Here is a 16,291-nt window from a genome sequence, read left to right as displayed (position 1 = left end):
AGGAATTATTATTATACAGTTTAAAGAAATTGGGATAGAGGATAAAATTATTTTAGATTCATATTTTCATCAAAGGAGATATGAGCAGGCAGATGCTACATTTATGACCTTATTCGCATGGCAAAAACCTTATCAAATACAATGGGCAGAGGAAAATAATATTTTATATATTCGGTCTGGTCGGGGAAATAAACAGTTTTGGATTCCTCCGTTTACTCGTAGAGATAGTGATTTTGCAAAAGGGATGGAACGCATGCAAAAATGGTTTAAAGAACATGATTATCCTTTTTTGTTAAAAGGGGTTACGCCTAAAACAGCACAACGAATATATGAATGCTGTCCAGATTGTTATGTTTTTACGCCTGATCGTGATAACTATGAATACGTTTATTTGACACAAAATTTAATTAATTTATCTGGAAAAAAATACAGACAAAAGAAAAATAATTTAAATCATTTTCGTAATGAATATATTGGTAAATGGGAATATGTTTCTATTACGGATGAGCTTTTTGAAGAATGTTTAGCAGCGGAAATGAATTGGTATAAGCAGCATCAAGATAAAGACGATGCAGAAGATCTGGCAGGAGAAAGACAAGCGATTGAAATGGTTTTTAAACATTGGAATGAATTGGGCGTTACGGGTGGAGCTATTCGTATTTTTAATCGTATTGTTGCTTTTTCTATTGGTGAAATGATGAATGAAGATACAGCTATTATTCATTTCGAGAAAAGTGATCCTACAATTCGAGGTTTATATCAGGCAATTAATCATGAATTTGTAGTACATGCATGGAGCCATACTACATATATTAATCGAGAGGAAGATATGGGTATTCCGGGGTTACGACATTCAAAAGAATCTTATAATCCCTGTCATTTTGTAGAAAAATTTGAAGTGACTTTGCGTAATACGTAAGAGGCATGAATGGCTGTAAGGAGAGGATGATATGAATTTTCGTATATCTACATTAGCAGATAAAAATCAAGTTGAGAATTTATGGGCATATTGCTTTGAACCTCGAGAAGATCCTTTTTTTCGCTGGTATTTTACGCATTATTATCGACCTGAGCAGGTATTGATTGGAGAAGAAAACGGAGTCATGTGTTGTGTAACCCATTTAAACCCGTATCGCTTGGTTCTGCGGGGAATACAAGTGAATACATCATATGTTGTAGGGTTAGCTACACATCCAGCGGCACGTTCACAGGGCGTAGGAAAACAATTATTGCAGGCTACGTTAGAGGAAATGAGAAAGAAACAAGAATATGTTCAGATTTTGATGCCGTCTAATGCAGGTTTTTATCAGATGTATGGGTATGAATTATATTGTCACCAGTGGCAAGAAACGAGAAATGTGGGATCATTATGTGTAAAAGTTCCGGACTCTCTTCAATATGCATTCATTTCTTCTCCTGAACAGTGGCGTTATTTAGCGTCCGTATATGAGCAGTATACGCAAGGATTGTCAGGATATGCTATACGGGATGAAGTTTCTTGGCGCAGTCATATTGCGGCACAATTGGCAGAAGGATATATTGTTGCTTGCTTTATGGATAAAATGCCTATTAGTTATGCTTTTTATCGTATTAATACACCTATGATTCAGTGCGGTGAGTTTATATATACATCTTTTCAAGGAAAAAAAGGTTTGCTTCATTATATGTATAATCATCGTTCTCAAGGGGAAATTTTGCAATGGAATGAAGGGTTGCATGATCAATCATACCGATTTTATTCTGATGGGAAAAAGGGACATCAAACTATTCCTTTTATGACCTGTCGTATTGTAGATGTGAAGGGAGTATTAGAAATGATTCCTTATCCCGCTGAATGGACAGGAGAAATTATTTTTCACATAAAAGATCCGTTGGTAGCATGGAATGGTGGTAATTGGAAGTTACAGGTTAACCATGGACAAGGACATGTAAAACGAACAGAGGATACGCCGACTGTAGAAATGTCAGTAGGTGCGTTAGGAATGTTAATTTTTGGCACGGTTTCGGCGAAAGCGTTAGCATATAATGAAAAAATACATGGAAATGATGAGGCTATTTTATTGTTAGATAGGTTATTTCCCGTAGAGCATTGTTTTATTAATGAGTGGTATTAGTAGTGCATAGTGAGATAAGTTAAATCTTTTAAAATTTAATTAAAAAATACGGTTATATTAAATTTGAAGTATACCATATACTATCGTATAATAATTTTGTGATTTTAAGATAGACATATTATTTTGAAAGGAAGTTTTTGTTATTGTGAAAAAATTAGGGTTAAGTACACAAATTTTAATAGGTCTTATTCTAGGTGCTATTGTTGGATATTTATTTCCTGATGTGGGAGATAAATTAAAACCATTTGGTGATGCTTTTTTAAGATTAATTAAAATGATTGTTGTACCATTGATTTTTAGTACGTTAGTTATGGGGATTGCTGGAACGGGTGATTTTAAAAAATTAGGTCGTTTAGGAGGAAAATCAATTATTTGGTTTGAATTTGCTACGACTATCGCACTGGCTATTGGCTTGATCGTTATGAATGTAGCTGAACCTGGTGTAGGGGTACATATTACAGCAGCAGCGGGAGACGCTGATAAAGTTGCTACTGCAAGTCAACATAGTATTAATTTAGTAGATTATGTGGTACATATTATACCTACGAATATCATTGATGCGGCAGCTCGGCAAGATATGTTGCAAATTATTTTATTTTCGTGTTTCTTTGGTGTAGGTGTAGCCCATATTGGTAAAGATGGAGAGAGCATCGTTAATGCTTGTCGTTGCATTGCTGAAACCATGTTTAAAGTTACTAGTTATGTGATGCATTTAGCACCGATTGGTGTATTTGCTATGATTGCTTATACAGTAGGTAGTTATGGTATTGAGATGTTAATTCCTTTAGGCAAGCTGATTCTTTCTGTTGCAATTGCAACGCTTATTTTTATTTGTATTATTGCTTTAGTGGCGAGTGCTTTTACTCGGATTAACTTCTTTTGTTTATTAAAAGCGTTGAAAGACATTTTGTTATTAGCTTTTTCAACTGCTAGTAGCGAAGCGGCATTACCAGGAGCGATGCAACGCCTTGAAGAATTAGGCGTGCCTAAAAATATTGTTACCTTTGTTATGCCTACGGGATATTCTTTCAACTTAGATGGATCTACTTTATATAGTTCCGCATGTATTTTATTTATTGCTCAATTATATGGTATTCACATGCCGATGGAACAACAAATTTTGGTGATGTTGACTTTAATGCTTTCCACGAAAGGGATTGCTGGAGTTCCTGGAGCAGGTATTATTGTTGTAGCCGCTACGGCCGTAGCTTTTAATTTACCAACTGAAGGAGTAGCTATTTTATTAGGGATTGATCGTTTGTTAGACATGATTCGTACGATTTGTAATGTTAGTGGCAATTGCATGGCAACGATGGTAGTTGCTTGTTGGGAAGGAGATATGAATAGTCAAAAATTCAAGGAGAGGTATCATTTATTTTTGGCAGAAAAAAGATAAAAAATATAGTCATTATTGATTAAATCTGTTATACTATATACAAATAAGCGATTCATAAGAAGTTTCTGACGAAAAGCTTTATATTTACGCATTTGTTCTTACTTGTAAAGAGTTGTCTGCACAAGCAAGGCGAAAGCACTTAAACATATACTAGGCTCTGTGCTTTCGCATGGAGTCTTTTTTTTGGAGGTATATTTGATGGATACTAGACTAGCATTAATTGGTATTATTGTAGGTAAGCGTAATATTACGGAAAAATTAAATGAAATTTTACATGAGTATGGAGAATATATTGTTGGACGGATGGGCATTCCTTATCATGAGAGAGGTGTGCATGTGATTAGTATTATTGTTGATGCACCGCAGAATATCATTAGTGCATTATCGGGAAAATTAGGTATGCTTCCAGATGTAAGTACGAAAACAATTTATCCGCCTATGCCTTAAAGGGAGGATGTATGTTAAAAATTGCTGTGTATGGTAAAGGCGGCATAGGCAAATCAACGATTACGAGTAATTTGTCGGCGGCTTTTGCGTATAAAGGTATGAAAGTAATTCAAATTGGTTGTGATCCTAAAGCTGATTCTACCTTTAATTTATTGGGTGGAAAGCCATTGGAATCGGTAATGCAATATATGCGTGTTCACGATGAAGATCCACAATCATTAGAAGATATCTCTTGTAAAGGATATGCAAATATTTTATGTATTGAAACAGGGGGACCTACACCTGGTTTAGGTTGTGCTGGAAGAGGTATTATTGCTACGTTTGATTTATTAGAAGATTTAGGTTTATTTGAAATATATAAGCCAGATATTGTTTTATATGACGTATTAGGGGACGTAGTTTGTGGCGGTTTTGCAGCACCGATTCGTGAAGGATATGCTGATGATGTATTGATTGTTACATCGGGAGAGAAAATGGCTTTATATGCTGCAAATAATATTGCGATGGCAGTTAAAAATTTTGCTGATCGTAGTTATGCGAGCGTACGAGGAATTGTTTTAAATCGGCGTAACGTGCCAGATGAAGAAAAAAAGGTGAACGCTTTTGCTTCACAAATTGAGGTTCCGATTGTTGCAGATATTCCGCGTAGTGATGATATCAATCATGCTGAAGAACAGGGAAAAACTGTGATTGAAGTAGATGTCAATCTTATGATCAGTCAAAAGTTTATTGCCTTAGCAACGTTATTAAGTAGTAATGATAGTGTAAGGAAAGGGTAAGATATGAAACCATTAATACCATATAGTATAACCATTGAAGAATTAGCACAGTTAGGGAGTGCGAATATTCCAAAGGAACTTATTTCTTCATCACATTTAATATATAATTCGCCAGCTGCATTGGCTTTTAATTCGCCAGGAGCACAAGGCTTTGGCGTGAAACGTGCAGGATTAGCTATACCGGGTTCGATTATGTTGTTGATTGGGCCAGGATGCTGTGGCCGTAATACGACAATATTGAGTGAAATGGGTGGATATAGTGAGCGGTTCTTTTATTATCAAATGGATGAAACAGATATTGTAACAGGTAGACATTTGCGGAAGATAGCAAGTGCGATAGAAGAAATATTAGCAACTCAAACGGTCTGTCCATCTGTTGTTATGGTTTGTATGACCTGTGTCGATGCATTATTGGGAACCGACATGGAACAGGTATGTAAAAAAGCGACGCAAAAAATAGGGGTGCCTGTTGTTCCTTGCTATATGTATGCATTGACGCGAGAAGGTCGTAAACCGCCTATGGTAGATGTACGGCGTGCCGTATATTCATTGTTGGAAAAACAAACGAGAAATAGAAGAACTGTAAATTTAATTGGTTATTTTTCACCTTTACAGGACGATTGTGAACTATATGAATTATTAAAAAATATGGGAATTCATACTATTCATGAGTTAGCTCGTTGCAAGGATTATGATTCATATAAAACCTTATCTCAAGCTAATTTTAATATTATTTTACATCCCGAAGCTCGGTTAGCGGCACAGGATATGCAGGAACGATTAGGCATTCCTAGTATTGAATTAACTCGTTTGTATCAAGTCGCTAAAATACATACACAGTATCAGGCTTTGGGACGTACATTGGGAGTTTCTGTCGAAGACACCGCTTGGTGGGAACAAGCAAAGGAAATTGTTTCTGAAATAAAACAACGTTGTGCTGGTATTCGTGTTTCGATTGGGGAAATGCAAAATGGCAATGCTTATGAAATGGCATTAGCACTTACTAAATATGGTTTTGCGGTAAAAGAAATTTTTGCTAACATTTCAGAAAATGATTATGTATATATCCGGCATTTAACAGAGCTTACACCGCTTACAAAAGTGTATTCTAATTTATCACCTAGCATGATTTATTATGAGGATGGACATGAACATATTGATGTAACGATAGGTAAAGATTGTTCCTATTATCATCCACATGCAGTGCATGTACATTGGGACGAAGATATCCAGCCCTTTGGGTATGCTGGGGTGATTTCTTTATTAAAAAGAATACAATTTTCCCTTAGAGAAAGGAATATAGCATGAAAGGATTATGGAAATATATCTCGCCCTTTGCTCCTGACCAATCGGGGGCGGCCTCTGTTTTTTATGGATTACAAGGCATTGTTGTGATTTGTGATGCAGGAGGATGTGCTGGCAATATTTGTGGTTTTGATGAGCCGAGATGGTTTAGTGGTCGCAAAAGTGCGGTATTTAGTGCGGGTCTTCGTGATATGGATGCTATTATGGGACGAGATGATCGATTGGTAGCGAAAATATGTCAAGCCGTAGATCATGTGCAAGCTGCTTTTATTGCTATTGTTGGGACACCTGTACCATCGGTTATTGGTACGGATTATCAAGCTTTAAAAAGAATGATTGCGAAGAAGGTATCTATTCCCGTTATTACAGTCGATACAACGGGTATGGGGTTATATGATAAAGGAATGGAAGCAGCATATAAAGCCGTTTGTTCACAATTCATTGAACCTTTAGCTGTACCAAAAAAAAACATGGTGGGTGTATGGGGAGCGATTCCGTTAGAATTTATGCATCCTATGGATGGAAATAAAATAGTAGATATATTACAAAAAGATGCGGTTGATAAAGTAGTATTATTTGATTGTTTAGATGATTATCGGCAGGCCGGTGCGGTAACGAAGAATATAGTTATATCTCCAGCCGGCTTAGAAGCAGCACAGTATGTGTATAAGATATTTGGGATTCCTTATGAATGTCGGTATTTTGGTAATGATAATCTTCTTACTAATGATATAGTATTGCAAGATAAATCTGTTTTGATTGTACATCAGCAAGTAGCGGCTTTGGATATGGCAAAAAAAGTACGTGCCTTAGGTGCAAAGCAGGTTATAACGGCTTCTTGGTTTATGGCAAAAAAAGAGTTGTTGTCATTTCCTCATATTTATCTTAAAGAAGAAGATGATTTTTGTCAGTTAGTACAGGAGGGCTCATTTGATGTAATTATTGGTGATATTTATTTTAAACGAGCTATCCCGCATTTTACAGGTGTTTATATTGATTATCCTCATTTTGCTGTTTCGGGAAGGGAGTAAAGGATGAAAACGGAGCGAGTATGTGTGGTTGGAATTGTTCAAGGCGTTGGTTTTCGTCCTTTTGTTAGTCGCATCGCGATGAAATATCAGTTAAAAGGGACAGTTTGTAACAAAGGGTCTTACGTAGAAATATTAATTCAAGGAAATGAATTTGCTAAAAAACAATTTTTAAAAGACCTTAAAGACAAAGCACCAGCTCGTTCGTCTATTTTGCAGGTTAAAGTAGAAACGATAGATGTTTCTGCATATACTTGTTTTTCAATTGTTGAAAGTGAACGGAAAGAAGGAGATATTTTTGTTTCTCCTGATATTGCTACCTGTCTTACTTGTCAAAAAGAATTATTTGATCCATCGAATAGAAGATATTTACATCCTTTTATTAATTGTACGGCTTGCGGGCCACGTTTAACGATTTTAGAGGGCATGCCATATGATAGAGAACGAACGAGTATGAATGATTTTCCTATGTGTCATGAGTGTGCAGCTGAATATGTTGATTCTCATAGTCGTCGTTATGATGCCCAACCAGTTTGCTGTCCTAATTGTGGCCCTCAAGTATATATATTGGATAGGCAAGAAAAAAATAAAGACGCTATACGAGCAGCACGACGAGCTATTTGTGCTGGAAAAATTATCGCGGTAAAAGGATTGGGAGGATTTCATTTTTGCTGTGATGGTACGAATGAACAGGCGGTGTCTTTGTTACGTAAAGTGAAACATAGACCAGTTAAACCTTTTGCGGTTATGATGAAAAACCTTGCTGTTGCTATGAGAGAATGTGTCGTTCCATTATCGGTTCAAGAAACCTTAGATGGACATCAAAAGCCAATTATATTATTAGAAAAGAAAGAAAATTCAAAAATAGCCCCATCTATCGCTCCCGATAATCCCAAGGTGGGAGTAATGCTTCCTTATACGCCGTTACATTTGTTGTTGTTTACATATGATGATGGGTTAACTATGCCTGATATATTGGTTATGACAAGTGCCAATCAATCAGGGGCACCTATTTGTAGAACGGATGAGGATATTCGTACGGAAGTGCAAGGATTGTGTGAATTAGTTTTATCTCATGATCGACATATTAGGTTGAGGGCTGACGATTCGGTAATGGATTGGTATGATGATAAGCCTTATATGATCCGTCGATCGCGGGGATATGCACCATTGCCTTTTTTTCTGGGAAAACGCAAAAATAAAGAAGTGCTCGCGATTGGGGGCGAGTTAAAAAATTGTTTTTGTATAGGAAAATATAATTTATATTACTTATCTCCATATATAGGGGATATGAGCGATACTAGAACGATGACCGTTTTAAAAGAATCTGTTCAGAGATTAACGACTCTTTTAGAAGCGAAGCCTCAAGTAGTTGCTTGTGATTTACATCCTAACTATAATTCGCGAGCCGTAGCAGAAACGTTAGGTATTCCGGTGATATCGGTACAACATCATTATGCCCATGTTCTTTCTTGTATGGCGGAAAATGGGTATACCGATAATGTCATTGGCGTTTCTTTTGATGGTACTGGCTATGGGGGAGATGGAACTATTTGGGGTGGTGAAATTTTACTTTGTGATGTACATCGGTTTTCACGATTTGCTTTTATATCTCCTTTTTGGCATAGGGGGGGAGATATCGCCTCTAAGGAAGGATGGCGGATAGCTGTTAGCATATTAGATAGTTTATACGGGCAAGAAAAGCGTAAGGAGATACGAGATATTTTATGGCGATTAACGAAAGGAGATGATAACGCGTTAAATGCGCAATTGTTTTTAGCAGATCAAGGAATTAATAGTATTATTTCTACTAGCATGGGACGTATTTTTGATGCGGTTAGTGCGATACTGGGATATTGTCGTATATCTACGTTTGAAGGAGAAGGGGCGATGAAGTTACAATTTGCCGCAATGAGATGGGAAAGAAAACATCCGTTAGAGGCTGTAAAACCGTTATTACCTAAAGTTTGTCAATCTCAGCGGATATTAGATGTTAATTCTTTTATTACTTATTTGATTCGAAAAATAGGGGAAGGCGTTGCGGCAGAACAGTTAGCCTTTGAATTTCATGTATATATTGCCCGATTAGTAGGAGGTGCATGTTTAGCTGCAAGACAGGAAACAAAGTTACAGACGGTCGTTCTTACGGGTGGGGTATTTCAAAATACATTACTATTAAAATTGTGCGAACAAATTTTAGTAGAAGAAGGATTTTTGGTATTAAAACATAGTTTAGTTCCACCGAATGATGGTGGCTTAGCATTAGGACAAGCGGTATATGCAATGTATCATGATTAAATAATTTATTTATAATTAGGAAAATGTATGTCGATAAATTAGGAGGGATAGTATGTGTGTAGGATTACCAGCACGTGTTATTAATATAAAAAATGGAATGGCTTTAGTAGATGCTTCGGGGGTAAAGCGGGAAATTTCAGCAGCATTAATTTCCAGTTTAGATCCGGGCGATTATGTCATGGTGCATGCTGGCATGGCTATTGCTAAAATTACGAATAATGAAACGGATGAAACGGACGATATTTTGGAGGATTTGTAAGATGGATGGGCAAAAAAAAAGAACGGCTTTGGAAATTATTCAGGGCTATGATGGACCGCCTATTCGTATTATGGAGGTCTGTGGAACACATACGCATGAAATATTTAAGTTAGGAATTAGACAAATTTTACCACCGCAAGTTGAACTTATTTCAGGACCAGGGTGCCCCGTTTGCGTGACTCCGATTGAATATGTAGATGAAGCACTTTGGTTAGCTTTAGAGAAGAATGTAGTTGTATGTACATTTGGCGATTTATTGCGTGTACCAGGTACGCATATGAGTTTGGCCGATGCACGGAGTAAAGGGGCGGATATTCAAATTGTCTATTCTCCGATTGATGCTTATGATTATGCTTTAGCAAATCCTGATAAAGAGGTTGTTTTTTTAGCCGTAGGCTTTGAAACGACTACACCGGCGTCTTGTTTAGCTGTTAAACAAGCTTTCGCAAAACATATAAATAATTTTTCCTTATTAACGGCAAATAAGACTATGCCGATGGCTTATAATTCGTTACAGGGAAGTGCTGATGTATTTTTATATCCAGGACATGTTGATGCTATTATGGGTACGGAGTATGCGGAAGCATTAGTGAAACGAGGGGTATCTGGAGTTGTAGCTGGTTTTACGAGTAAAGAGTTAATGACGGCTTTTGCCGTTATTTTAGCAAAGTATCCCAAGGGGACTCCATTTTTTGTTAATTGTTATCCGCGTGTGGTTACACGTGAAGGAAGTATTGAAGGTAAGAAATTAATGGCTGAAGTGATGGAGCCATGTGATTCAGAATGGCGTGGATTAGGGGTTATTCCCCTTTCGGGTTTGATGTTACGCCCCGTATTTGCTTTATATGATGCTCGTAAAAAATATGAAATTCCTACGTTAAAAGGAAAAGTTAATCCGTTGTGTCGCTGTGGTGACGTATTGCAGGGAAAATGTAGACCACCGCAATGTAGTGTTTTTGGTAAAGGGTGTACACCGGATCATCCGATTGGTGCATGTATGGTTTCGCAAGAAGGTGCATGTTCAGCATATTATCAATATGGAGGAATATAATTATGGAAAAATTTATTACCTTGGCACATGGAGCAGGTGGAAAGCATACAAGTGAGTTAATTGAAAGCGTTTTTAAGGCACATTTTTATAATCCCTTATTTACAGGAGATGATGCAGCTATACTACCTATTCCAGGGGAAAAGTTAGCTTTTTCGACCGATGGTTTTATTGTTTCCCCCCCAGATTTTGCTGGTGGAAATATAGGAAAATTAAGTATTTGTGGTACGGTCAATGACTTAGCTTGTATGGGAGCTAAACCAATGTATTTATCTTGTGCTATGGTTATTGAGGAAGGATTGCCTGTTGAGGATTTAAAGCGGTATGTTACCTCTATGGAAGATACAGCAAAAGAAGTAGGGGTTTTGATTGTTGCAGGTGATACGAAAGTTGCGGGTAAGGGACAGGTTGATAAATTATTTATTACGACGACGGGAATAGGTAAAGTGACACCAGGATTATCCCTTTCGGGGACAAAAGCAAAACCAGGTGATGTGATTATGGTTACTGGTGATATCGGTCGCCATGGATGTACGATATTGTTAGCACGAAATAAATTTGGTATTGATGCAGAAATTACTAGTGATTGTGCACCATTATGGTCGTTAGTAGACAATATGCTAAAAGCAACAAGGGATATTCACGTCATTCGAGATGCCACTCGCGGTGGTGTGGGTACAGTATTATATGAAATTGCTGCACAAAGCCAAGTAGGTATTTGTTTGAAAAGTACAGCAATTCCTGTTCATCCTTCTGTTCGTGGTGTTTGTGGTTTATTAGGTTTAGAGCCGTTATATTTGGCTTGTGAAGGGCGTATGGTGATTATTGTTCCAGAAGAACAAGCAATGAAGGTTCTAGATACGTTACGTCATTCGCCACATGGTGAAGAAACGGCTATTATTGGACGCGTAACAGATGAATTGGTAGGCCATGTTGTGATGGAAACAGAAATTGGTACGAAAACGATGTTACCTCCACCGCGGGGGGAATTATTACCTCGCATATGTTAAGGGCTGGGGTATAGATATGGAGTATATTATATGAGAAAAATAGCCATTTATGGTAAAGGTGGGATTGGCAAATCGACAACGGTTTGTAATATGTCCGCAACGTTAGCCGATATGGGATTAAAAGTTATGCAAATTGGTTGTGATCCAAAAGCTGATTCGACATCTACGTTACATGGAAAGGGAAAAATATCAACAGTACTTGACTTAATTCGTGAATATGAAGATGATGTACCATTAGAAAAAATGGTTACTTTAGGGTATAAAGATATTGTTTGTGTAGAAGCGGGGGGACCTATACCTGGAACAGGCTGTGCAGGTAGAGGGATTATTGCCGCATTAGAGATGTTAGAAGAACAAGGTGCGTATGATGTTTATCAACCAGATGTAGTTTTTTATGATGTATTAGGTGATGTTGTATGTGGTGGATTTTCTATGCCTATGCGTAATGGTTATGCTGATACAGTTTATATTGTTACGTCTGGGGAAAATATGGCTATCTATGCAGCCGCTAATATTGCTATGGCCATACATAGTTTTCGTGATCGTGGGTATGCTCGATTAGGTGGCCTTATTTTAAATAAACGCAATGTACATCACGAAGAAAGAAAGGTTAATGAATTAGCACAGGAAATACAAGCACCTATTTTGGGTATATTAGATCGCAGTGAAACCGTAACGAAAGCCGAAGAATTAAAAAAAACAGTTGTTGAAGCATTTCCTGAAAGTAAGATGGCACAAGAATATCGTGTGTTAGCTCAGGCAATATATAAAGATGCGTTGAGGTGAGATGATGTTAGTACATGTTCAAGAAACAGAAAAAAAGCAAAAAAATTGCTTTGTTCTTCCTATAAAAGACGCATCTTTTCCTACTTTTTTTTATGATGGGTTGCAATATTCACCGCCCGCAAGAGGTACATGGAATATTGTGCATACGAATATGTTAGTGCCTGGATCACATCAAATTTATATTTGTGCATTAGGATGTTTGCGTGGGGTTGTATTGACAGCTGCAGAAATGGGGGCTTTATCACGTTTTTCTTCTATTGTTATAGAAGAAAAACAATTATTCGATGGTACGATGGAAGATGTTATTATTCGTGGTATTGGAGAAATCTTAGCACGCTTACCAAGTATGCCGACCGCTTGTTTTTTATATCCTTCGTGTGTGCATCATTTTATGGGATGCGATTTACGAGGAATATGTAAACAACTAACAACCTTATATAAAGAAACAAAATTTGTTCTTTGTTGGATGGATCCCATTCGGCGTAATTCAAAATTAACAGCGGAAATGCGTACACGAAGGCAAATTTATAGTTTAATTGAACCACAACAAAAAGATCCCTTGGCGATTAATATAATTGGTAGCAATTTACCTATTCTGAACACTTGTCAATTATATGAGTTGTTACAACAAAATGGATATCATGTGTATCAATTGCCGACATGTAAAACGTATGATGAATATCAAAAAATGGGGTCTAGTATATTAAATATTGGGCAAGAACCATTAGCTCATGTAGCGTTGGATGCCTTAGAACAACGATTAGGACAAGCACAACTATATATTTCTAATTCGTGGAATTATGAGGAAATAGAACAGCATTTACAACAAGTAGCAATGCAACTTCACATTCCATGTCCTGCGTATGAGCAAGAAAAAAAACAATGTGATGCAGCCTTGTTAGGGGCATTACAAGTGGTGCAAGATAGACCTATTGCCATTGATTTTACGGCTGTAAGTAGACCATTTTCTTTAGCTAGGTTGTTGTTAAAACATGGTTTTTTGGTAGACCGTATATATTGTGATGTAGCCAGTGCTGATGAAGCGGCCGATGTTTCGTTTTTACAGATGCATTATCCAGATGTCATGATTTACTCAGTTCGGCATGTGAATATGAAAGGGCAGGTGGAAAAAGGTCAATCGGAATATATAGCTATTGGGCAAAAGGCGGCTTATTATACAGGAACTAGTCATTTTGTGAACATTGTAGAAGGTGGCGGCTTACGAGATTTTGCAGGTATTATTGAATTAGCGAAAAAATTATCTGAAGCAGTTCGTCAGGAACAGCGAGCGGAAGAGGTTATTCAACATAAAGGGTGGGGGTGTACATTATGTCAATGAAAGAAGTCGTAAGTCGTGTTTCGACTTATTCGGCAGATACGTTTGGGGTCTGTTCGGCGTTGTTTGAATTGGGTGGAATGACGGTTATTCATGATCCTTCTGGGTGTAATTCTACGTATACAACACATGATGAACCACGTTGGTATCATTCAGATAGTTTAATTTTTATTACGGGACTGACTGAAAAAGATGCGGTTTTAGGCAATGAAGAGAAAATGATTCAAGATGTTTTACAAGCGGCGGATACATATAAACCACGATTTATTACGTTGTTATGTACGCCTGTACCGTTAATGATGGGAACGGATTTTAAGGGAATGGCAAAGCTTATTGAAGAAAAAGCACAGGTACCAGTATTTTGGGCAACAACGAATAGCATGAATACGTATGAAAAAGGTATCTCATGGGCATATGCGATGATTGCGGAACGATTAGTTACGGCACCCAAAACGCCATCTACTTGTTGTTCGTGGCAGCCTTCTTTTGCTAGCACAGGACAAGGTAACAAGATTAATATAATTGGTATGACACCGCTTGATTTTGCCCTTAATGGTAGTGAAAAGGCACTTCGACGCTGTTTAACGAGGATGGGATTAGTCGTGACATCTATTTGGTCCATGGGAAGTGTTTATGAAGAAATTATAGGTTCTGCCATGGCTGATGTAAATTTAGTTGTTTCATATGGAGGGGAAAGGGCTGCAAAGATATTGCAGCAACGTTTTGCCCAACCGTATGTTGTAGGCATTCCTTTATATCCGATACAGTCGGTGTTAGAAAAAGCGATTTATAAGGCAATAGAAACGAAGCGTGTACAATATCCATTAGTAGAGATAAGAGCAAAAAAAAAGGGTGAGCATGTAATTCTTGGTGAAAGTGTATATGCTACATCTATTGCTGCTGCTTGGGAGCAATGCACGGGTCAACATATGGATGTATTTTGTCCCGTTACACCAGCAAAAGGAACGCTTCTTGAAACGGATTGGCAGATTACTTCAGAAGGGGAATTGATGGAACGATTACAGTCGTATAAAATGATTATTGCAGACCCATTATATAAAGCGATTATACCGTCATCTGCTACGTTTGTACCCTTAGGTCATGAGGCTTTTTCAGGTCGTATGTATCAAGATGACATACCTAATTTAATGAAAGCGTTTAATGATTTTTTTGCGACTTATATAGAAAGTGTGAATAGACATGGGAATGAATGAAACGCCGTCGGGAGAACGTATTCATATTGGTTTTTTTGGGCGACGAAATGCGGGAAAGTCAAGTTTAGTCAATGCTATTACAGGGCAAACTGTTTCTATTGTTTCCGCTGTAAAAGGGACGACGACGGATCCAGTGAAGAAAGCGATGGAAATTTTACCGTTAGGTCCAGTAATGTTAATTGATACACCGGGGTTTGACGATGTTGGTGTATTGGGAAAAAAACGAATAGAGCGAACCGAAGCGGTACTTCATCAAACGGATATAGCGGTGGTGGTGGTAGATGCTACGCTCGGCATGACGGATTTAGAAAAAAAGTTGATTGAGCTTATTCATAAAAAAAATATTCCTTATCTATTGGTATACAATAAAGCTGATAAAGTGATTTCTTATCAGAAGCATGGCGATGATAAGGCGGTGTATGTAAGTGCGGTTACACGGGAAGGTGTAGAAGAAGTAAAACAAAGGCTTATTCAATTGAAGCCTAAAGAAGAAGACTATCCTATTGTGAAGGATATCGTAACGGTCGGACAATTTATTCTTTTGGTGGTTCCCATTGATACGGCCGCACCTAAGGGACGGTTAATTTTACCGCAACAACAAACGATTAGAGAATTATTAGATGCACAGTGTACCGTGTTGGTCGTACAAGATGTGATGTTAGAAGCCACGTTAAAAAAATTGCAATATAAAGTAGATATGGTGATTACTGATAGTCAAGTATTTTCATTAGTCGCACAAGTAACACCGGTAGATATTCCTATGACTTCTTTTTCCATTCTTATGGCTAGACATAAAGGTTTTTTGGAAACGGCTATTCGTGGCGTAGAAAAGATTCGTCATCTTCAAAATGGTGATAATGTGTTAATTTCGGAAGGTTGTACACATCATCGTCAATGCGATGATATTGGTACGGTAAAATTACCGCGGTGGATAGCAGAGTTTACGGGAAAAAAATTACATATCCATACTTCTTCGGGAAATGAATTTCCGTCTTGCTTAGATCAGTATGATGTAATTATTCATTGTGGCGGGTGTATGCTGAATAGTAGGGAATTGCAACATCGCATGGAAAAAGCAACTCGACAAGGTGTATTCATTACAAATTATGGCACAGCAATTGCTTATATGAAAGGTATTTTAGGCAGAAGCTTAAGTGTTTTTCCTGAATTGCAAAAATTAATAAAATAAAGATGATTTTTATAAAAAATAAAATGACGTTGTCTTGACGGCGTCATTTTTTTAGTGATAAAATTTTATTATCATAATAAAG

General features: G+C 37.4%; 15 protein-coding genes. All 15 read left to right on the top strand.

Annotated elements, in window-relative coordinates:
- Positions 1–4 precede the first annotated feature (4 nt).
- Positions 5–919, top strand: coding sequence for a DUF2156 domain-containing protein (locus tag HMPREF3182_RS05860; protein ID WP_082718216.1), 915 nt, complete (start codon positions 5–7; stop codon positions 917–919).
- 31 nt (positions 920–950) lie between these two features.
- Positions 951–2,114: a GNAT family N-acetyltransferase gene (locus HMPREF3182_RS05855; RefSeq protein ID WP_062486159.1), complete on the top strand. Its 1,164-nt coding sequence runs from the start codon at positions 951–953 to the stop codon at positions 2,112–2,114.
- Positions 2,115–2,259: 145 nt separating this feature from the next.
- Positions 2,260–3,510 carry a dicarboxylate/amino acid:cation symporter gene (locus tag HMPREF3182_RS05850; protein ID WP_007393174.1) on the top strand — a complete coding sequence of 417 codons (1,251 nt, stop codon included), beginning with the start codon at positions 2,260–2,262 and terminating at the stop codon, positions 3,508–3,510.
- A gap of 198 nt (positions 3,511–3,708) precedes the next feature.
- Positions 3,709–3,957: a TM1266 family iron-only hydrogenase system putative regulator gene (locus tag HMPREF3182_RS05845; protein WP_007393163.1), complete on the top strand. Its 249-nt coding sequence runs from the start codon at positions 3,709–3,711 to the stop codon at positions 3,955–3,957.
- An 11-nt stretch (positions 3,958–3,968) separates the two neighbouring features.
- A complete protein-coding gene (locus HMPREF3182_RS05840; RefSeq protein WP_062486156.1) occupies positions 3,969–4,736 on the top strand; it encodes a nucleotide-binding protein in 768 nt (255 codons plus the stop codon).
- Between the two features lie 3 nt (positions 4,737–4,739).
- Positions 4,740–6,044 carry a nitrogenase component 1 gene (locus HMPREF3182_RS05835; protein WP_062486153.1) on the top strand — a complete coding sequence of 435 codons (1,305 nt, stop codon included), beginning with the start codon at positions 4,740–4,742 and terminating at the stop codon, positions 6,042–6,044.
- Entirely contained in the window at positions 6,041–7,072 is a 1,032-nt protein-coding gene (locus HMPREF3182_RS05830; RefSeq protein WP_062486150.1) for a nitrogenase component 1, read from the top strand. The genes HMPREF3182_RS05835 and HMPREF3182_RS05830 overlap by 4 nt, the downstream gene beginning before the upstream one ends.
- 3 nt (positions 7,073–7,075) lie before the next feature.
- Entirely contained in the window at positions 7,076–9,367 is a 2,292-nt protein-coding gene (hypF, locus tag HMPREF3182_RS05825) for a carbamoyltransferase HypF (RefSeq protein WP_062486147.1), read from the top strand.
- 52 nt (positions 9,368–9,419) lie between these two features.
- On the top strand, positions 9,420–9,626 hold the full coding sequence (locus HMPREF3182_RS05820; RefSeq protein WP_062486144.1) for a HypC/HybG/HupF family hydrogenase formation chaperone: 207 nt from the start codon (positions 9,420–9,422) through the stop codon (positions 9,624–9,626).
- Between the two features lies 1 nt (position 9,627).
- A complete protein-coding gene (gene hypD / locus HMPREF3182_RS05815) occupies positions 9,628–10,677 on the top strand; it encodes a hydrogenase formation protein HypD (protein ID WP_062486141.1) in 1,050 nt (349 codons plus the stop codon).
- 2 nt (positions 10,678–10,679) lie between these two features.
- Positions 10,680–11,684 carry a hydrogenase expression/formation protein HypE gene (gene hypE / locus HMPREF3182_RS05810; RefSeq protein ID WP_062486138.1) on the top strand — a complete coding sequence of 335 codons (1,005 nt, stop codon included), beginning with the start codon at positions 10,680–10,682 and terminating at the stop codon, positions 11,682–11,684.
- A 30-nt stretch (positions 11,685–11,714) separates the two neighbouring features.
- The gene (locus HMPREF3182_RS05805; protein ID WP_007393156.1) at positions 11,715–12,470 is read left to right on the top strand and encodes a nitrogenase iron protein NifH; all 756 of its coding nucleotides are present in this window, start codon (positions 11,715–11,717) and stop codon (positions 12,468–12,470) included.
- 1 nt (position 12,471) lies between these two features.
- Entirely contained in the window at positions 12,472–13,809 is a 1,338-nt protein-coding gene (locus HMPREF3182_RS05800) for a nitrogenase component 1 (RefSeq protein WP_235808659.1), read from the top strand.
- The gene (locus HMPREF3182_RS05795) at positions 13,800–15,020 is read left to right on the top strand and encodes a nitrogenase component 1 (RefSeq protein WP_062486132.1); all 1,221 of its coding nucleotides are present in this window, start codon (positions 13,800–13,802) and stop codon (positions 15,018–15,020) included. The genes HMPREF3182_RS05800 and HMPREF3182_RS05795 overlap by 10 nt, the downstream gene beginning before the upstream one ends.
- Positions 15,007–16,209 (top strand): [FeFe] hydrogenase H-cluster maturation GTPase HydF, encoded by a 1,203-nt coding sequence (hydF, locus tag HMPREF3182_RS05790; protein WP_062486129.1) that lies wholly within the window; start codon positions 15,007–15,009, stop codon positions 16,207–16,209. Before HMPREF3182_RS05795 ends, hydF begins: the two co-directional genes overlap by 14 nt.
- The last annotated feature ends 82 nt before the right edge of the window (positions 16,210–16,291 follow it).

It is taken from the genome of Megasphaera hutchinsoni (assembly GCF_001553405.1).
GTDB lineage: Bacteria > Bacillota > Negativicutes > Veillonellales > Megasphaeraceae > Megasphaera > Megasphaera hutchinsoni.
This window is presented reverse-complemented; position numbering and strand designations above follow the sequence as displayed.